Raw genomic sequence first — 18,925 nt, 5'->3', positions numbered from 1 at the left:
CCAGATGCGTATCAACAGGGTCATCCTCTCCTCCGCCCTGGTCGTCGTCGCCCTCGTCGTCCAGGTGAGCGTCCTCGCCCGGCTCCAGCTCCCGGGCGCCGTCCCGGACCTGGTCCTGCTCACCGTCGTCGGCCTCGCCCTCGTCTACGGACACCTCGGCGGCGCCTTCGTCGGTTTCGGCGCCGGGCTGCTCTCCGACCTCGCCCCGCCCGCCGACCACGCCGCCGGGCGGTACGCCCTGGTCCTCTGCGTGATCGGCTACGCGGCGGGGCTCGCCAAGCCCGACCACGGCCGGCTGCGCTCGGCCAGCGGGCCCATGGCCGTGGTGGTCTGCGCGGCCGTCGGCTCCACGCTGCTCTACGCGGGCGTGGGCGCCCTCGTCGGCGACACCGCGGCCCGCCACGTCGGCCTGATGAACCTGCTGTTCACGGCCGCCGTCTACGACCTGCTCCTCGCCCCGTTCACGGTGCCGCTGATCATGGCGCTGGCCAGACGGGCCGAGAACGACCCGCTCGCCGAGACGTCCGGGGGCGGCGGCTCGGCCAAGAACGGCACCAGCATCGCCTCCGGCTGGCTCTCCGGTGGCACCGGGCTGCGCATCGGCAACCAGAAGGGCGGCCTGCGAGTGAAGGCCGCCCGCAACCGCGCGGCCCGGGCCGGCCGCATCAAGGGCGTCAAGCGACTGTGAACGAGGGGGCCACGGCGTGAGCAACATCCCCGAGACGGGACGCACCCCCCGGGTGCAGATCCGGCTCATCATCATCCAGGTCCTGGTCTTCTCCCTGCTCCTCACCCTCGGCGGGCGGCTCTGGTACCTCCAGATCCGCAACGGGCAGGAGTACGAGGACGAGGCCAAGAACAACCATGTGCAGCAGGTCGTCCAGCCCGCCGTGCGCGGCGCGATCCTGGACGCGCGCGGTGTACCGCTGGCCGACAACGAGACCCGGCTCGTGGTCTCCGCGTCCCGTACCGATCTGACGAAGATGCCCGACAAGGGCAAGGCGGTGCTGACCCGGCTCGCGACCGTCCTCGGCATGAAGCCGCAGGACGTCATGGACAAGGTCCGGCTCTGCGACGCCAAGACGCCCAAGCCGTGCTGGAACGGCTCGCCGTACCAGCCGATCCCGGTCACCGACAAGGCCACCACCCAGCAGGCCCTCCAGATCCGCGAGCGCTCCGAGGACTTCCCCGGCATCACCGCCGACCCCACCGCGGTGCGCCGCTACACCTCGCCGGGCAAGGCCAACACGGCCCAGGTCCTCGGCTATCTCTCGCCGGTCACCGACGAGGAGATCACCAAGGCGAAGAACACCGACTCGCCGTATCTGCGCTCGGACATGGTGGGCCGCTCGGGCCTTGAGCGCACGTACGACAAGCAGCTGCGGGGCAAGGCGGGCGTGACCCGCTACGAGGTGGACAACCTCGGCCGGGTCATCGGGCAGGCGCAGAGCGACAAGGCCGAGCCGGGCTCGAACATCGTCACGTCGATAGACGCACGGGTGCAGGCCGTCGCCGAGTACGAGCTCAACCACGCGATGGAAGAGGCCCGCAAGGAGTTCGACAAGAACACCAACGAGAACTACAAGGCGGACGCGGGCGCGGTCGTGGTGATGGAGGCCAAGACCGGCCGGGTCGTCGCCATGGCCTCGCTGCCCAACTACGACCCGAACGCCTGGGTCGGCGGCATCTCCGCCAAGGACTACCAGGCCCTCACCGGCAAGGACTCCAACTACCCGCTGCTCAACCGGGCCATCCAGGGCCAGGCCGCCCCCGGCTCGATCTTCAAGGTGGTCTCCTCGGCGGCCGCGGTCCGCGCCGGATACGCCTTCAACGGCAGCTACCCCTGCCCCAGTTCGTACTCGGTGGGCGGCCAGGTCTTCAAGAACTTCGAGTCCCAGGGCCACGGCAACATCAGCATCGGCCAGGCCCTGGAGGTCTCCTGCGACACCGTGTACTACGGCCTCGCGCACGACCAGTGGCTCAAGGACGGCGGCATGAAGCCGAAGAAGGACGCCTCCGACTGGTTCTACAAGACCGCCCACGACTTCGGGCTCGGCTCCAAGACCGGAGTCGACCTGCCCAGCGAGGTCCCCGGCCGGGTCCCCGACCGCCAGTGGAAGCAGCGGTTCTGGACGGCCAACAAGGACGCCTGGTGCAAGCACGGCAAGAAGGACGGCGACTACGTCGAGAAGATCGAGTACGAGAACTGCCTGGAGGGAAACCTCATGCGCGCGGGTGACTCGGTCAACTACTCCATCGGCCAGGGCGACACCCTCGTCACCCCCATCCAGATGGCGACGATCTACTCGGCGATCTCCAACGGCGGCACCCTCTACGACCCGACCGTCGGCAAGGCCGTGATCAGCGCCAACGGCAAGTCGGTCAACGAGATCAAGCCCAAGGCGCACGGCAAGCTGCCGATGACCCAGGCCACCCGCGACGACATAGACGAAGCCCTCGCGGGAGTCGCCACCCGCGGTACGGCCGCGTGGCGGTTCGGCGGCTGGCCGCAGAAGCAGATCCCGATGCACGCGAAGACCGGCACCGCCGAGGTCTACGGCAAGCAGACGACCTCGTGGTTCGCCACGTACACCAAGGACTACTCGATCGTCATGACGATCTCCCAGGGTGGTACGGGCTCCGGCGCCTCCGGCCCCGCCGTGCGCAACATCTACGACGCGCTCTACGGGCTCGACGACGCGGGCACCCAGGACCTCAAGCGCGCCCTGCTGCCCGAGCCGCAGCAGGCCCTGCCCAGGATCCAGACCGACGGCTCCATCGACGCGCCGAAGATCGAGCCGTACGACCCGGACTCGCAGAAGATCCCCGAGAAGAAGACCGGTGAGCAGCAGCTCGCCGCGGCCAACACCGACAACCGCAACGGCGCGCGCCACGGACGGAGGGACTGAGCACCATGGCCGGCTTCTCCGTCCAGCGCTACGCACCGGAGCGCTCCACCTTCGCCAAGCTGACCGCGCGCGACTCGGTGGTGCGCCGGCTCGACTGGCCGCTGCTGCTCGCGGCGCTCGCGCTGTCCTTCATCGGCTCGCTGCTCGTGTGGTCCGCGACCCGCAACCGCACCCAGCTCAACCAGGGCGACCCGTACTACTTCCTGATCCGGCACGCCATGAACACCGGCATCGGCTTCGGCCTGATGATCGGCACGATCTGGCTGGGCCACCGCACCCTGCGGGGCGCGGTGCCGGTGCTCTACGGGCTTTCGGTGGTCCTGATCCTCGCCGTGCTGACCCCGCTGGGCGCCACCGTCAACGGCGCGCACGCCTGGATCATCATCGGCGGCGGCTTCTCGCTCCAGCCGTCCGAGTTCACCAAGATCACGATCATCCTGGGGATGGCGATGATACTGGCGTCGCGCGTCGACGCCGGGGACCAGCTCCACCCCGACCACCGCACGGTGATGAAGTCGCTGGGCCTGGCCGCGCTCCCGATCCTGATCATCATGATGATGCCGGACCTCGGCTCGGTCATGGTCATCGTGATCATAATTCTGGGCGTGCTGCTCGCCTGCGGAGCCTCCAACCGGTGGGTGCTCGGCCTGATTGGAGCGGGCGTGGCGGGCGCGGTCGCGGTGGCCGCGCTCGGGCTGCTCGACGAGTACCAGATCAACCGCTTCGCGGCCTTCGCCAACCCCAACCTCGACCCGGCGGGCGTCGGCTACAACACCAACCAGGCCCGTATCGCCATCGGCTCCGGCGGACTGACCGGCACCGGCCTGTTCAAGGGCAGCCAGACCACCGGCCAGTTCGTCCCCGAACAGCAGACGGACTTCGTCTTCACGGTCGCGGGGGAGGAGCTCGGCTTCGTCGGCGCCGGACTGATCCTCGTGCTGCTCGGCGTGGTCCTGTGGCGCGCCTGCCGCATCGCCCGCGAGACGACCGAGCTGTACGGCACGGTCGTGGCGGCCGGGATCATCGCCTGGTTCGGGTTCCAGTCCTTCGAGAACATCGGGATGACGCTCGGCATCATGCCGGTGGCGGGCCTGCCACTGCCGTTCGTGTCGTACGGAGGATCGTCGATGTTCGCCGTCTGGGTGGCGATCGGCCTCCTCCAGTCGATCAGGGTGCAGCGCCCGATAACGGCCTAGCGCCCGCCGCGGGCCACGAGGGATGCCGGACCGGCCGCGATGGCCGGTCCGGTGCTCTGTCTAGGGCCCGGTTTCGCGTCTAGATTCAATTCATGGCGGAGACGAAGCGCGAGATCGAGCGGAAGTACGAAGCCACCGGCGACGACGTCCGGCTCCCCGACCTCACCAAGGCCGCGGGCGTCGCCAGCGTTGTCGACAAGGGCGTGGCGGAGCTGGACGCCGTCTACTACGACACCCAGGACCTGCGCCTGGCCGCGGACTCCCTCACCCTGCGCCGCAGAACGGGCGGCGACGACGCGGGCTGGCACCTGAAGTTCCCGGTCGCCACCGGCATCCGCGACGAGATCCGCGCACCCCTGTCCCCGGACGTCCCCCGCACCCTGGCCGCACTCCTGCGCTCCCGCGTCCGCGACGCCCGACTGGCCCCCGTCGTACGGCTGCTCTCCTCCCGCCACGTACGCCATCTGCTCGACGAGGACAGCGTGCTGCTCGCCGAGGTGAGCGTCGACGCGGTGCGGGCGCAGCGGCTGAGCCCGGGGCAGGTCGCCACGGCCGCCTGGACCGAGATCGAGGTGGAGCTCGCCGACGAAGTGGACCCCGACCTCCTCGACCGCGTCGAGAAGCGCCTGCGCAAGGCGGGCCTGCGCCCCTCGCACAGCGCGTCGAAGCTGGCGCGGGCGCTGGCGGAGACGGCCCCGTCGGTACCGGACCTCCAGAAGCCCCCGGTCGCGGACAAGCCCTCTGCCGCGGACAAGCCCTCTGCCGGGGACGAGGCCACCGCCGGTGACCACGTCCTCGGCTACCTCCGCGCCCAGCGCGACGCCCTGGTCGACCTCGACCCCGCCGTCCGGCGCGACCTGCCCGACTCCGTCCACCAGATGCGCGTCGCCACGCGCCGGCTGCGCAGCGCCTTCAAGTCGTACGGGAAGGTCCTCGACCGGACCGTCACCGACCCCGTCGGCGAGGAGCTGAAGTGGCTCGCGGGCGAACTCGGCGTCGACCGCGACCAGGAAGTCCTCACCGAACGCCTCCAGAGCCGCATCGCCGCCCTGCCCCGCACCCTCCTGCTGGGACCGGTCCGGGGGCGGCTGCGCACCTGGAGCGTCGCCCGCCGCTCCGGCTCGCGCCGCAAGACCATCGCCGTCCTGGACAGCAAGCGCTACCTCGTACTGCTCGACACCCTGGACGCGCTGCTCGACGGCCCGCCACTGCGCCCGGCGGCCCGGCGGCCGTTCGCGGAGGTGCTGCCCAAGGCGGTGATCAAGGACTACGAGCGGCTGGCGGGCCGGATAGCGCAGGCCCTGGAGCTCGATCCCGGCGAGCCGCGCGACCTGGCCATGCACGAGGCCCGCAAGGCGGCCAAGCGCGCCCGGTACGCCGCCGAGGCCGCCAGGCCCGCGCTCGGCGCCCCCGCGCGGAAGTTCGCCAAGCGGATGAAGGCGGTGCAGACGGTCCTGGGCGACCACCAGGACAGCGTGGTGGCCCGCGAGGCCCTGCGCGGCCTGGCGGTCCAGGCCCACCTGGCCGGCGAGTCCGCGTTCACCTGGGGACTTCTGTACGGCCAGGAGGTGGCGGCGGCGGCCGACCGCGAGCGCGAGCTGCCCGAGGTCTGGCACAGGGCGTCCCGGCCGAAGCTGCGGGAGCGGCTGCAAGCCTGAGCCGAGGGGATTCCGGCGGGCGGGGGGCACCTCCCGAGCGGGTTACGCTAGATAGTCGCCCCCTGCCGGCTCACGAAAGTTCGTCGAGATGACTGCCGCCGAATCCGTCTTCCCACAGCTCGAAGCGCTGCTCCCGCATGTGCAGAAGCCGATCCAGTACGTCGGCGGTGAGCTCAACTCCACGGTCAAGGCCTGGGACAGCTGCGACGTCCGCTGGGCACTCATGTACCCGGACGCGTACGAGGTCGGGCTGCCCAACCAGGGCGTCATGATCCTCTACGAGGTGCTGAACGAGCGCGAGGGCGTCCTCGCCGAGCGCACGTACAGCGTGTGGCCGGACATGGAAGCGCTGATGCGCGAGCACAAGCTCCCGCAGTTCACCGTGGACAGCCACCGCCCCGTCGGCGCCTTCGACGTCTTCGGCCTCAGCTTCTCCACCGAGCTCGGCTACACCAACATGCTCACGGCCCTGGACCTCGCGGGCATCCCGCTGGAGTCCAGGAACCGCACCATCGACGACCCGATCGTCCTCGCGGGCGGCCACGCGGCCTTCAACCCCGAGCCGGTCGCGGACTTCATCGACTGCGCGGTCATCGGCGACGGCGAGCAGGCCGTCCTCGACATGACCGGGATCATCCGCGCGTGGAAGGCCGAGGGCCGTCCCGGCGGCCGCGAGGAAGTCCTGTTCCGCCTCGCCAAGACGGGCAACATCTACGTCCCGGCGTTCTACGACGTCGAGTACCTGCCGGACGGCCGCATCGGCCGTGTCGTCCCGAACAAGTCGGGCGTGCCGTGGCGGGTCAGCAAGCACACCGTCATGGACCTCGACGAGTGGCCCTACCCGAAGCAGCCGCTCGTGCCGCTCGCGGAGACCGTCCACGAGCGCATGTCCGTCGAGATCTTCCGCGGCTGCACCCGCGGCTGCCGTTTCTGCCAGGCCGGCATGATCACGCGCCCCGTGCGGGAGCGAAGCATCACCGGCATCGGCGAGATGGTGGAGAAGGGCCTGAAGGCGACCGGCTTCGAGGAAGTCGGCCTGCTGTCCCTGTCGAGCGCCGACCACACCGAGATCGGTGAGATCGCCAAGGGCCTCGCGGACCGGTACACCGAGGACAAGATCGGTCTGTCCCTCCCCTCCACCCGCGTGGACGCCTTCAACGTCGACCTCGCCAACGAGCTGACCAGGAACGGCCGTCGCTCCGGTCTGACCTTCGCCCCCGAGGGCGGCAGCGAGCGCATGCGCAAGGTCATCAACAAGATGGTCTCCGAAGAGGACCTGATCCGTACCGTCGCGACCGCGTACGGCAACGGCTGGCGCCAGGTGAAGCTGTACTTCATGTGCGGCCTGCCCACCGAGACCGACGACGACGTCCTGCAGATCGGCGACATGGCGGTCAACGTGATCGCCAAGGGCCGCGAGGTGTCGGGCCAGAACGACATCCGCTGCACGGTGTCGATCGGCGGCTTCGTCCCCAAGCCCCACACCCCGTTCCAGTGGGCGCCGCAGCTCTCCGCCGAGCAGACGGACGAGCGCCTGGGCAAGCTCCGCGACAAGATCCGCGGCGACAAGAAGTACGGCCGCTCCATCGGCTTCCGCTACCACGACGGCAAGCCCGGCATCGTCGAGGGCCTGCTCTCGCGCGGCGACCGCCGCGTCGGCGCGGTCATCCGCGCCGTCTACGAGGACGGCGGCCGCTTCGACGGCTGGCGCGAGCACTTCTCGTACGACCGCTGGATGGCCTGCGCCGAGAAGACGCTCCCGTCGTACGGCGTGGACGTCGACTGGTACACCACGCGCGAGCGTACGTACGAGGAGGTCCTGCCCTGGGACCACCTGGACTCCGGTCTCGACAAGGACTGGCTCTGGGAGGACTGGCAGGACGCGCTGGACGAGACCGAGGTCGAGGACTGCCGCTGGACGCCGTGCTTCGACTGCGGTGTGTGCCCGCAGATGGACACGCAAATCCAGATCGGCCCGACGGGCAAGAAGCTGCTCCCGCTGACGGTCGTCAAGTAACCACTCGATCACCGGTTGATCACGGCAGGCCCCGCATCGCAACGATGCGGGGCCTTCGCCGCGTCCTGACGTTCATGGAACTCCCGCAGCAGCCGCCGCCGAGACAGCCCGAGGGCTGTCTGACCGTCGCGATCCGGATCCCGGTACGGATCGTCGTCCTGGTCCTGGTCGTGCCGGTCCGCATGATCTGGGACGTCCTCGCCGCGGCCGCCCGTGCCCTCCACCTCACGATCCTGCGCCCGACGGGCCGCGCGCTGAAGTGGCTGGGCCACACGCTGATCGTCGTCCCCCTCACTTTCCTCGGCCACTGTCTGTCCTGGCTGTTCCGCACGCTGGTGGTAGTCCCCGTCACTTTCCTCGGCCACTGTCTGTCCTGGCTGTTCCGCACGCTGGTGGTGACCCCGCTGACATGGCTGTGGCGGTGGCTGGTCGTGCCGGTGTGGCGGTACGGGGTGGTCGCCCCGGTGGCGTGGCTGTACCGGTATGTGCTCACTCCGGTGGGCCACGGCATCGCGTGGGTGGCCGCCGGGGTGGCGGCGGGGCTGGTCTGGATCGCGAGCGGGGCGTGGGCTGGGTTGTCCTGGCTTGCCGCCGGGCTCGGGGTGGGACTTGCCTGGGTCGCGCGGGGGATCGGCGTGGGACTTGCCTGGGTCGCCCGGGGCATCGGCGTGGTCGTCTCCGCGATCGGGACTGCCCTCGTTCGAGTGGGTTTGATCTTGTTTGTGGTACCCGTCGGGTGGTTCTACCGGCATGTGCTGACGCCGATCGGGCACGGCGTCGCGGTCGTCGTCCGCGAAGTCGCCGCCGCGTTCGGGCACGCCTGGCGGATCGCCGGGCACCTCTCCCGGGCCGTCGGGCGCGGGCTGAAGTGGCTCGGATGGCAGCTGGTCGGACGGCCGGTGCGCTGGGTGTGGCGGACCGTGTGCGCGCCGGTCCTGCGCTGGGTGCGGGACACGGTGTGGGCCCCGGTGAAGCGGGCCGCCGTCGAGGCCGGGCGGGCCGTGGGCGCCGCGCTCGGCACCGCCGGACGCACCGCGCGCGAAGCCCTCGCCTCGGCCCGCGACACCGTACGGCAGGCCCGCGCCGACGCCTGGCGGGCGCTCGTGGGCGGCCCGCCCCGGGAACCGGCACCGCATCCTGCGCGTACTCTGGGTAGTACAACTACTGCCTCCGGCGCGGTGCCCGCCCCCGAGATCTCCCTCCACAAGACGGAGGGATGAGCCGGGCGGCGCGCGGGCTGTGACCGGAGGGCCCCCACAGGACAGGTGGGCGGCGCCCACCGCGCCCGCCCCGCACGAGGAGAAGAACCACTGGGCAAGCGACAGCCCGAAGGCCCGCCGCCCGCACCTGCGGTGCAGCGCATCCGACTGCGCTACACCAAGCGCGGCCGCCTCCGGTTCACCAGCCACCGCGACTTCCAACGCGCCTTCGAACGCGCGCTGCGCCGCGCCGAGGTGCCCATGGCGTACTCGGCGGGCTTCACCCCGCACCCCAAGGTCTCGTACGCGAACGCCGCCCCCACCGGCACCGGCTCCGAGGCCGAGTACCTGGAGATCGCGCTCACCGAGCACCGCGACCCGGCGACGCTGCTCACGCTGCTCGACGAGTCGCTGCCCACCGGGCTCGACATCACCGACGCAGTGGAGGCCCGCACCTCGGGCCTCGCCGACCGGCTGACCGCCTCCATCTGGGAGATGCGCCTCGACGGCGTGCCCGTCGAGGACGCCGAGAAGGCCGTCGAGGCCTTCCTCGCCGCCGAGACCGTCGAGGTCCAGCGCAAGACCAAGAACGGCATGCGCACCTTCGACACGCGCGGCGCGGTAGCGGGTCTGCAGGCGCTTCCTCCACAGGCTGATAGGCCGGTGGACAAGCCCTGTGCGATACTGCGCCTGGTGGTACGGCACCTGACACCTGCCGTGCGACCCGACGACGTCCTGTCCGGTCTCCGAGCTGTGGCCGACCTGGCGCCGCCGGTCCCCGCAGCGGTGACCAGGCTGGCGCAGGGGCTCTTCGACGAGGAGTCCGGCACGGTGACCGACCCACTCGCGCCCGACCGCGAGGCAGCCCCGGCCGCTCCACCCAAGGCCGCCGGGACCGCCTCTGCGACGGCGTCGGAAGGTCCCGCCGCGTAAGGGCAGTCGTTGTAGCGCAGCCCTGGTACTCGGGAGCCACCTGGGTCGGGCAGCGCACAGACCAGAAGACTTTCGCCAGGCCGTGCGTACATCGCGTACGGAACCGGCGAGCCGGACATATCAGCTCCCGTGCGGCGCCCGCGCCCCGGACGACGGCACCCGCGCACATCACGCGGACGTGCCGCCGGACCGGAACCAGGCGCGGCGCCCGGGAGCGTGACGGGAGCTACGCCCGCATGCTTGAGAACGAGAAGAACGAACCCGGTGTGACCGGGGACGACAACAACAGCCCCAGCGACACGCTGCCGCCGCGCCGTCGGCGCCGCGCGGCGTCGCGGCCCGCCGGTCCGCCGGGAGCCGCGGGCGCCGACGCGCCCGAGACGGCCGCCGCGGCCACCGAGGCCCCGGCCGAGACCCCCGCCGCCGACGACGAGGCCGCTCCGGCGCTCCCCCAAGGCCTTAAGGGCCAGGGAGGTACCCCCACTCGCCGCCGTGCCACCCGTAAGGCGACCGCTCCGGCGGGTGCGCCCGCCGCTGCCGCCGAGGAGACCCCGGCCGCCACCGAGACGGCGGAAACCCCCGCCGCCGCTGACGACGAGGCCGCTCCGGCTCGCCCGCGCCGCCGTGCCACCCGCAAGGTGGCCGCTCCGGCGGGTGCGCCCAAGGCCGCCGACGAGACGCCCGAGGCCGTCGAGGCCCCGGCCGCCGTCGAGCCCGAGGCCGTCGAGGCCGAGGAGCCCGCCGCTCCGGCGCGGACCCGTCGCCGTGCGACCCGTAAGGCCACGGCTCCGGCCGGTGCGCCCAAGGCCGCCGAGGAGACCGAGGTCGTCGTGGCCCCCGAGGCCGTCGTGGCCGAGGAGGCCGTCGAGCCCGAGGCCGTCGAGGAGCCCGCCGCCCCGGCGCGGACCCGTCGCCGTGCCACCCGTAAGGCCACCGCGCCCGCCGGTGCCCCCGCCGTCGAGGAGACCCCGGCCGCCATCGGCGCGCCGCCGGCCGTCGCCGCCGAGGACCCGGTCGCCTCCCCGGCCGAGGAGGCCGCTGTCCTGGCCGCCGCCGAGGAGCCCGCCGCTCCGGCGCGGACCCGTCGCCGTGCGACCCGTAAGGCCACGGCTCCGGCCGGTGCGCCCAAGGCCGCCGAGGAGACCGAGGCCGTCGTGGCCGAGCCGGTCGCGGCCGCGGTCGTCGAGACCGCTGTGGCCGAAGAGGCCGCCGAGCCCGCCGCCGAGGACGAGGCGCCCCGTGGGCGCACCCGTCGCCGCGCCACCCGCAAGGCGACCGCGCCGCAGTTCACTCCGGCCGCCGCCGAGGAGCCCGTGAAGGCGCCCGAGGCCGAGCCGAAGGCGGAAGCGGAGCCGAAGCGGGAGGCCGAGCCGAAGCCGGAGACCGGCCGCCGCCGCCGGGCCGCCCGCCCCGCCGTCGCCGTCTTCCAGGCGCCGGTCTTCCACGAGCCGATGTTCCAGACCCCCGAGACCGCCGCCGCGGCCGCCGCCCAGGCGGCCACCGAGGTGACGGACGAGGAGGAGCCCGAGGAGACCGTGGTCGAGCCGGTCGTCGAGCAGGCCGAGCCGCAGGGCGGTTCGCGCCGTCGTCGCCGCCGCCGCGGCGAGGCCGCCGAGGCCGCGCCCGAGCCGCAGGCCCCCGTGGCCGAGGAGGCCGACGAGGTCGAGTCCGAGGAGGAGCCGGAGGGCGCCGAGGCCGAGGAGCACGAGGACGACCGTCCCTCGCGCCGTCGCCGCCGCGGTGGCCGCCGCCGTCGCCGGGGCGAGTCCGCCGAGTCCGAGGAGTCGGAGTCGGAGGAGTCCGCCGAGGGCGAGGCCGAGGCGTTCGAGGACGAGGAGGACGAGTCCGAGGACACCCCCTCCGCCGCCGGCACCGCCAGCAGCCGCCGTCGTCGCCGGCGCCGTCGCCGCAGCGGTGACGGGGGCGACCACGAGTCGGGTCAGGACGACCCGGAGCGCACGGTCGTCAAGGTCCGTGAGCCGCGTCCGGCGCGCGAGAAGGCCGAGCCGTCCGACGAGGTGCAGTCCATCAAGGGCTCGACCCGTCTGGAGGCGAAGAAGCAGCGCCGCCGCGAGGGCCGCGAGCAGGGCCGCCGCCGGGTGCCGATCATCACCGAGGCGGAGTTCCTGGCGCGCCGCGAGGCCGTCGAGCGCGTGATGGTCGTCCGCCAGAGCGGCGAGCGCACCCAGATCGGCGTCCTGGAAGACAACGTGCTGGTCGAGCACTACGTCAACAAGGAGCAGGCCACCTCGTACGTCGGCAACGTCTACCTGGGCAAGGTCCAGAACGTGCTGCCGTCGATGGAGGCCGCCTTCGTCGACATCGGCAAGGGCCGCAACGCCGTCCTGTACGCGGGTGAGGTCAACTTCGAGGCGCTCGGCATGGCCAACGGGCCGCGCCGCATCGAGGCCGCCCTCAAGTCCGGCCAGTCGGTCCTGGTGCAGGTCACCAAGGACCCGATCGGCCACAAGGGCGCCCGCCTGACCAGCCAGGTCTCGCTGCCCGGCCGCTACCTCGTGTACGTGCCCGAGGGCTCGATGACCGGCATCAGCCGCAAGCTCCCGGACACCGAGCGGGCGCGGCTGAAGACCATCCTCAAGAAGATCGTCCCCGAGGACGCGGGCGTCATCGTGCGCACCGCCGCCGAGGGCGCGAGCGAGGACGAGCTGCGCCGTGACGTCGAGCGTCTGCAGGCCCAGTGGGAGGAGATCTCCAAGAAGGCCAAGCAGATCTCGACGAGCTCGCCGAGCCTGCTGTACGGCGAGCCGGACATGACCGTCCGCGTCGTGCGCGACATCTTCAACGAGGACTTCACCAAGGTCATCGTCAGCGGTGACGAGGCCTGGGAGACCATCCACGGCTACGTCTCGCACGTGGCACCCGACCTGGCGGACCGCCTCTCCCGGTGGACCTCCGAGGTCGACGTCTTCGCGACGTACCGGATCGACGAGCAGCTGATGAAGGCGCTGGACCGCAAGGTCTGGCTGCCGTCCGGCGGCTCGCTGGTGATCGACAAGACCGAGGCGATGATCGTCGTCGACGTCAACACCGGCAAGTTCACCGGCCAGGGCGGCAACCTCGAAGAGACCGTGACGAGGAACAACCTCGAAGCGGCCGAGGAGATCGTGCGCCAGCTGCGGCTGCGCGACCTGGGCGGCATCGTCGTCATCGACTTCATCGACATGGTCCTGGAGTCCAACCGGGACCTGGTGCTGCGGCGACTGCTCGAATGCCTGGGCCGCGACCGTACGAAGCACCAGGTCGCGGAGGTCACCTCGCTGGGCCTGGTCCAGATGACCCGCAAGCGGGTCGGCCAGGGCCTCCTTGAGTCGTTCTCCGAGACCTGTGTCCACTGCAACGGGCGCGGTGTGATCGTGCACATGGAGCAGCCGACCGGCGTCGGTGGCGGCGGCAACGGCAAGCGCTCCAAGAAGCGCGGCCGGGGCGGCGCCGAGCACGACCACGACGTGCACGAGCACGAGGTGCACGAGCAGGAGGCCCTCGACACCGAGGCCGTCGAGACCGAGGCGGAGGTGGCGGCCGAGGTCGCGGCCCCCGTCCCGCTCGCCGAGCCGGAGTTCGTGCCGGACGAGGAGCTCTACAGCAGCGCCGCCGAGGCGGAGGCCGCGGCCCGTGGCGGCCGGTCGCGGCGCCGCGCGACCCGCAAGGCGTCGGCTCCGGCCGGTGCGCCCAAGCGGGGCGCCGAGCCGGTCACCGAGGCCGAGCCGGTCGTGGCGGAGCCCGAGGCCGAGCCGAAGCCGGTGACGGTCGCGTCCTTCATCGAGGACGACGCGCCGCGTGGCCGCTCCCGTCGCCGGGCCACCCGCAAGGCGTCCGCCCCGGCGGGTTCCCCGGTCGCCGAGGCCCCGGCCGAGGTCGTCGTGGCCGAGCCGGTCGTGGTCGTCGAGCCGGAGCCGGTCGTCGTGGCCGAGCCCGTCGTCGAGGAGGCGCCCGTCGCCGCCCCGCCGCGAGCCCGTCGCCGGGTGACCCGCAAGGCCACCGCTCCCGCCGGTTCGCCGTCGGGCGCGGAGGAGGCCGCGGTGCTCGTGGTCGAGAGCGCCCCGGCGCCCGAGGCCGAGCCCGTCGCGGACGAGTCGGCCCCGGCCCCGGCCAAGAAGACGGCCCGTAAGACGGCCAAGAAGGCCACCGCGAAGAAGGCTGTCGCCAAGAAGACGGCGGCGAAGAAGACGGTGGCCAAGAAGACGACGGCGAAGAAGACGACGAAGAAGGCGGCGGCCGAGCCGGTGTCGACGTCGTCGGAGAGCTGACCGTCGCCGGTCTGACGCGCCACTGAAGGCCCGGCCCCGGGATTTCGGGGCCGGGCCTTCTCGTGTCCGTGTGCGGGCCGGTGGGGGCTGGTCGCGCAGTTCCCCGCGCCCCTGAAGATGCCGCTGCGCGGCAATCCCCTGGGCGGCCCGGAGGGGCGCATCTAGGGGCGCGGGGAACTGCGCGACCAGCCACATGCGGTCCGCACACGAACCCCGGGCCCGGCCTCAGCCCCTGCCCCTCCACGCCGTGCGCAACTGGCTCGCCAGGAACAAGGACGCCAGGGTCGGGATGGTCGCGCGGTAGCAGTCCGGGGTCGTCCATGCGTACGCGGCCGCCGGGATCAGGACCGCGAGCCCCGCGGCCCGCAGGCGCCACCAGCGGCGGCTGCGCGGCACCGGGATCGCCGGGGTGCCCAGGTCCGTGGACAGGGAGTCGCGGATGCCGCGCAACACGCCCCGGCGGGCCAGGAGTTGGGCGTCCGGGGCGGTGAGCAGGACCTCGTCGTGCTCGCCGAAGCCCGGCGGCAGCGGCGGCAGGCCGAGCGCCGCCACCAGGTCGGCCTGGCGGCGGGCGGGGGAGTCCGCGCCCCGCAGCAGCGTCACCAGCGGCCGGGCGTCGCGGACCGAGAACGCCGCCGCCAGGGCCTGCGCGGTCGCGGACGCCACCGCGTGGTCGGTGACCGGGGCCGCAGGGTCCCACTGGTGGGCCGCGGTCTCCTTGCCCTTCTGGAGGAGCGTGAGCCCGTACCGGGGCCCGGTACGGCGCAGGACGAGCGCGGCCCACTTCTCGCCGGTGGTGAAGCTGTCGGCCGCGGCCGTCAGCCGGTCGTCGCGGGCCAGCGCCGCGCGCCGCCCGGGCGAGGGGTCCGGGACGAGCTCCACGTAACTCATGCCGGTCCGCGCGGGCGCGATCCGCAGGGAGACGCCGCACATCAGCGCGGCCTCGGCGACCTCGTGCGGCGGCGCGGCGGCTATCGCGAGCGAGCGGGGTCCGAGGGTGCGCGCGTCCCCGGACGCGGCGGCGGATCCGGCGGGGACGCCCGCGTCCGGGCCGCCCGGCCGCCCGGGCCGGGAGAACAGCGGCGTCCGCGACGCCAGTTGCATCCGCACCCCCGAGCGCAGCTCCACGAACTCGGTGCGCGGCTCGCCCAGATGCGCCCACGGATATGTGCGCGCCCGCACCCCGATCGCCCGGAACACGTCCAGCGCCTCGGCCCACCGCTCGTGCAGGATCAGCATCAGGACGAGGTGGTTGCGGAAGTCCGCCGCGTCCGGGTCGCCCGGCTCGTACCAGGTGGAGAGCTCCAGGCCGCGCTCGACGGCGGCGTCGATCCTGGCCCGCTCGACGGGGCTCTGGCGCGGGTCGTCGGAGACCACCACGTACTCGACGGCAGCGAGCAGCGGCAGCGCGTGCAGCTTGGAGCCGGGCAGCGCGCTCTCGGCGGCCCGCTCGGCGAAGGCGAACATCTCGCCGTGCGAGCCGTACCACTTCTCGGAGAGGTACTGCAGGGCCGCCGCGTGGCAGCCGTAGTGGTGCGGGGAGCGGGCGACGGCCTCCGCCCAGTACGCGTCGAACACCTCGCGCGATGCCTGGCTGCCGCGGGCGTGGGTGAGCGCGATCTGCCAGGGCACCGGGTCGGTGGGGTTGAGCCGGGCGGCCGCGGACGCCACCGGGACGGCGTCCCCGAGCAGCGCGAAGAACGCCTGGAACTGCTCGGGCGCCACGTCCCTGGCGCGCGCCGCGCTGCGTATCTCCCACGCCTGGTGGACGCAGAGCTCGGCCTTGACCAGGACGGCGTCGGGGTCCTCGGGCGACTCGGCGAGCCAGTCGTCCAGCCAGCCGGGGCTGTGCAGGGCGGCCGCGGCGAGCTGGGTGACGTAGGTGCTGCGGCGCTCCCACTCGGCCCGCTCGCGGGTCCCGGCGAGCAGGGCGGCGGCCGGGCCGCGGTCGCCCGCGTGCACGGCGGCCAGCGCGTCGCTCATCGGGCCGTCCGGGGCGTCGAGGGTGACGGCCTCGTCGGGCGGCAGGTCCGCGCCCACGGACGAGCCGTGGCGGAGCATGCGGGGCATGGAGAGGAGCGAACGCAGGTGCACGAGTGATTATTGAATCAGTGACCTCCGACACGCGGGCCCCGGGGCGGCTGTGCGGGGTGCGCGGCCGGGGGCCGATCGGCTGGTTTGACCCGTGGGAAAGCGGCCCGTAACCTTGACCCTCGGCGTGTTTCCATGCGTCCGCCCCTGAGCACCTCCCTCCCGGCGACCGTTCGCGGTAGCGGGGAGAGGCCGCTCGTCCATTCCGGATCATCACGGGTTCGCCCGTGTGACGCGGCTGGCTTCAGGGGTTTCCGTTCCGAGCGAGAGAGAGATCCGCGTGTACGCCATCGTGCGCAGCGGTGGTCGCCAGCACAAGGTTGCTGTCGGCGACATCGTTGAGGTTGACAAGATTTCCACTGCCAAGGTTGGCGACACGGTCGAGCTCTCGACCCTGCTCGTTGTCGACGGCGACGCTGTTACCAGCGACCCGTGGGTGCTGGCCGGCATCAAGGTCACGGCCGAGGTCGTGGACCACCACAAGGGTGCCAAGATCGACATCCTTCGGTACAAGAACAAGACCGGTTACCGCCGTCGCCAGGGCCACCGCCAGCAGTACACGGCGATCAAGGTCACCGGCATCCCCGCGGCTGCGAAGTAAGGGACTGAGGAGACATGGCACACAAGAAGGGCGCATCGTCCACCCGGAACGGTCGCGACTCCAACGCTCAGCGGCTCGGTGTGAAGCGCTTCGGCGGTCAGACCGTCAACGCCGGTGAGATCCTGGTCCGCCAGCGTGGCACCCACTTCCACCCGGGCGCCGGTGTCGGCCGCGGTGGCGACGACACGCTGTTCGCCCTGCAGGCCGGCGCGGTGCAGTTCGGCACCCACCGTGGCCGCAAGGTCGTGAACATCGTTCCGGTCGTCTGACCGGTTCTCTCGTGAGGCGGACCTCACTTCCCGTACGGAGCCCGTACGGGAAGCAGGTCCGCCTTTCGCGTGTTTCTAATGAAACACGGCATTACACAGATATTCCGTACGTACTGGAGGCAAGCCCATGACCACCTTCGTGGACCGCGTCGAGCTGCACGTCGCCGCGGGTAACGGAGGCCACGGCTGCGCCTCCGTACACCGGGAGAAGTTCAAGCCGCTCGGCGGCCCCGACGGCGGCAACGGCGGCCGTGGCGGCGACGTCATCCTGGTCGTCGACCAGTCGGTGACCACGCTCCTCGACTACCACCACAGCCCGCACCGCAAGGCCACCAACGGCCAGCCCGGCGCCGGCGACAACCGCACCGGCAAGGAAGGCCAGGACCTGATCCTGCCCGTCCCGGACGGCACGGTCGTCCTCGACAAGGACGGCAACGTCCTCGCCGACCTCGTCGGCCAGGGCACCACCTTCGTCGCCGGCCAGGGCGGCCGCGGCGGCCTCGGCAACGCGGCGCTCGCCTCCGCCCGGCGCAAGGCCCCCGGCTTCGCGCTGCTCGGCGAGCCCGGCGAGGCCCGTGACGTGGTCATGGAGCTCAAGACCGTCGCCGACGTGGCCCTGGTGGGCTACCCGAGCGCGGGCAAGTCCTCGCTGATCTCCGTCCTGTCCGCCGCCAAGCCGAAGATCGCGGACTACCCGTTCACCACGCTCGTCCCGAACCTGGGCGTGGTCACCGCGGGCTCGACCGTCTACACCATCGCCGACGTCCCCGGCCTCATCCCCGGCGCCAGCCAGGGCAAAGGCCTGGGCCTTGAGTTCCTGCGGCACGTCGAGCGCTGCTCGGTGCTCGTCCACGTCCTGGACACCGCCACCCTTGAGTCCGAGCGTGACCCGGTCTCCGACCTCGACGTCATCGAGGACGAGCTGAAGCAGTACGGCGGCCTCGACGACCGGCCCCGCATCGTCGTCCTCAACAAGATCGACATCCCGGACGGCCAGGACCTCGCGGACATGATCCGCGGCGACCTGGAAGAGCGTGGCTACCAGGTCTTCGAGGTCTCCGCGGTCGCCCGCACCGGCCTCAAGGAGCTCTCCTTCGCCCTCGCCAAGATCGTGTCCGAGGCGCGTGCCGCCAAGCCCGTCGAGGAGGCCACCCGGATCGTGATCCGCCCCAAGGCGGTCGACGACGCGGGCTTCACGGTCACCTACGACGAGGCGGCCGAGGTCTACCGGGTGCGCGGCGAGAAGCCGGAGCGCTGGATCCGCCAGACCGACTTCAACAACGACGAGGCCGTCGGCTACCTCGCGGACCGCCTCAGCCGCCTCGGCGTCGAGGACAAGCTGATGAAGGCGGGCGCCCGCGCGGGCGACGCCGTGGCCATCGGCCCCGAGGAGAACGCGGTCGTCTTCGACTGGGAGCCGACGATGATGGCGGGTGCGGAGATGCTGGGCCGCCGTGGCGAGGACCACCGCCTTGAGGCGCCCCGCCCTGCCGCTCAGCGCCGCCGGGACCGGGACGCCGAGAAGGACGACGCTCAGCAGGAGTTCGACGACTTCAACCCGTTCTAGGGGTTTGTGTCTTTGACTGCGGGCCGGTGGGGGCTGGTCGCGCCCACGCGGCGGAGCCGCAAATGTCACAGCCCCGCGCCCCTTAACTGCCTAGGGGCGCGGGGAACTGCGCGAGCAACCCAGCACGGTCCGCAGTGCAGAGCAGGCCGCCCGCCAGAGGGCTTTCGGGAAGGGGCGGGGTGGGGAAAACCCCGCGTCGGAGGCCGCAGGCCGCAGC

12 protein-coding genes are annotated in these 18,925 nt (G+C 72.1%); 11 read left to right on the top strand and 1 reads right to left on the bottom strand.

Features of this window, described 5'->3' with window-relative positions:
- The first annotated feature begins 4 nt into the window (after positions 1 to 4).
- From mreD to OG965_RS15735, 8 genes are all read left to right on the top strand, one after another.
- Positions 5 to 688, top strand: coding sequence for a rod shape-determining protein MreD (mreD, locus tag OG965_RS15770; protein WP_371652709.1), 684 nt, complete (start codon positions 5 to 7; stop codon positions 686 to 688).
- 16 nt (positions 689 to 704) lie between these two features.
- The gene (gene mrdA, locus OG965_RS15765) at positions 705 to 2,909 is read left to right on the top strand and encodes a penicillin-binding protein 2 (RefSeq protein WP_371652708.1); all 2,205 of its coding nucleotides are present in this window, start codon (positions 705 to 707) and stop codon (positions 2,907 to 2,909) included.
- A gap of 5 nt (positions 2,910 to 2,914) precedes the next feature.
- Positions 2,915 to 4,105: a rod shape-determining protein RodA gene (gene rodA / locus OG965_RS15760; protein WP_371652707.1), complete on the top strand. Its 1,191-nt coding sequence runs from the start codon at positions 2,915 to 2,917 to the stop codon at positions 4,103 to 4,105.
- A 92-nt stretch (positions 4,106 to 4,197) separates the two neighbouring features.
- Positions 4,198 to 5,763 (top strand): CHAD domain-containing protein, encoded by a 1,566-nt coding sequence (locus tag OG965_RS15755; RefSeq protein WP_371652706.1) that lies wholly within the window; start codon positions 4,198 to 4,200, stop codon positions 5,761 to 5,763.
- 88 nt (positions 5,764 to 5,851) lie between these two features.
- Positions 5,852 to 7,780 (top strand): TIGR03960 family B12-binding radical SAM protein, encoded by a 1,929-nt coding sequence (locus tag OG965_RS15750; RefSeq protein WP_371652705.1) that lies wholly within the window; start codon positions 5,852 to 5,854, stop codon positions 7,778 to 7,780.
- A gap of 74 nt (positions 7,781 to 7,854) precedes the next feature.
- Entirely contained in the window at positions 7,855 to 9,000 is a 1,146-nt protein-coding gene (locus tag OG965_RS15745) for a hypothetical protein (protein ID WP_371652704.1), read from the top strand.
- 132 nt (positions 9,001 to 9,132) lie between these two features.
- Positions 9,133 to 9,912 (top strand): TIGR03936 family radical SAM-associated protein, encoded by a 780-nt coding sequence (locus OG965_RS15740; protein ID WP_371652703.1) that lies wholly within the window; start codon positions 9,133 to 9,135, stop codon positions 9,910 to 9,912.
- Positions 9,913 to 10,148: 236 nt separating this feature from the next.
- Positions 10,149 to 14,180, top strand: a complete 4,032-nt coding sequence (locus OG965_RS15735; RefSeq protein WP_371652702.1) for a ribonuclease E/G — start codon at positions 10,149 to 10,151, stop codon at positions 14,178 to 14,180.
- Positions 14,181 to 14,405: 225 nt separating this feature from the next.
- Here OG965_RS15735 and OG965_RS15730 read toward each other — a convergent pair whose 3' ends face one another.
- Positions 14,406 to 16,250: a hypothetical protein gene (locus OG965_RS15730; protein WP_371652701.1), complete on the bottom strand. Its 1,845-nt coding sequence runs from the start codon at positions 16,248 to 16,250 to the stop codon at positions 14,406 to 14,408.
- Positions 16,251 to 16,551: 301 nt separating this feature from the next.
- On the opposite strand from OG965_RS15730, the gene rplU reads away from it, so the two are divergent.
- The 3 genes from rplU (at position 16,552) to obgE (ending at position 18,708) form a co-directional block, all read left to right on the top strand.
- Positions 16,552 to 16,872, top strand: coding sequence for a 50S ribosomal protein L21 (gene rplU, locus OG965_RS15725; RefSeq protein WP_015033583.1), 321 nt, complete (start codon positions 16,552 to 16,554; stop codon positions 16,870 to 16,872).
- Positions 16,873 to 16,886: 14 nt separating this feature from the next.
- Complete coding sequence (gene rpmA / locus OG965_RS15720) at positions 16,887 to 17,141, top strand: 50S ribosomal protein L27 (protein WP_371652700.1); 255 nt, start codon at positions 16,887 to 16,889, stop codon at positions 17,139 to 17,141.
- 127 nt (positions 17,142 to 17,268) lie between these two features.
- Positions 17,269 to 18,708: a GTPase ObgE gene (gene obgE / locus OG965_RS15715; RefSeq protein WP_371652699.1), complete on the top strand. Its 1,440-nt coding sequence runs from the start codon at positions 17,269 to 17,271 to the stop codon at positions 18,706 to 18,708.
- The last annotated feature ends 217 nt before the right edge of the window (positions 18,709 to 18,925 follow it).

Source organism: Streptomyces sp. NBC_00224 (assembly GCF_041435195.1).
Classification (GTDB): domain Bacteria; phylum Actinomycetota; class Actinomycetes; order Streptomycetales; family Streptomycetaceae; genus Streptomyces.
Note: the sequence above shows the minus strand (reverse complement) of the source record. Positions and strands in the feature narration are given on the sequence as shown.

Coding starts and splice junctions, on each gene's coding strand:
- rpmA (WP_371652700.1), top strand. CDS start 16,887: ATGGCACACAAGAAGGGCGCATCGTCCACCCGGAACGGTCGCGACTCC.
- OG965_RS15750 (WP_371652705.1), top strand. CDS start 5,852: ATGACTGCCGCCGAATCCGTCTTCCCACAGCTCGAAGCGCTGCTCCCG.
- rodA (WP_371652707.1), top strand. CDS start 2,915: ATGGCCGGCTTCTCCGTCCAGCGCTACGCACCGGAGCGCTCCACCTTC.
- OG965_RS15735 (WP_371652702.1), top strand. CDS start 10,149: ATGCTTGAGAACGAGAAGAACGAACCCGGTGTGACCGGGGACGACAAC.
- mreD (WP_371652709.1), top strand. CDS start 5: ATGCGTATCAACAGGGTCATCCTCTCCTCCGCCCTGGTCGTCGTCGCC.
- OG965_RS15745 (WP_371652704.1), top strand. CDS start 7,855: ATGGAACTCCCGCAGCAGCCGCCGCCGAGACAGCCCGAGGGCTGTCTG.
- OG965_RS15730 (WP_371652701.1), bottom strand. CDS start 16,250: ATGCCCCGCATGCTCCGCCACGGCTCGTCCGTGGGCGCGGACCTGCCG.
- obgE (WP_371652699.1), top strand. CDS start 17,269: ATGACCACCTTCGTGGACCGCGTCGAGCTGCACGTCGCCGCGGGTAAC.
- OG965_RS15755 (WP_371652706.1), top strand. CDS start 4,198: ATGGCGGAGACGAAGCGCGAGATCGAGCGGAAGTACGAAGCCACCGGC.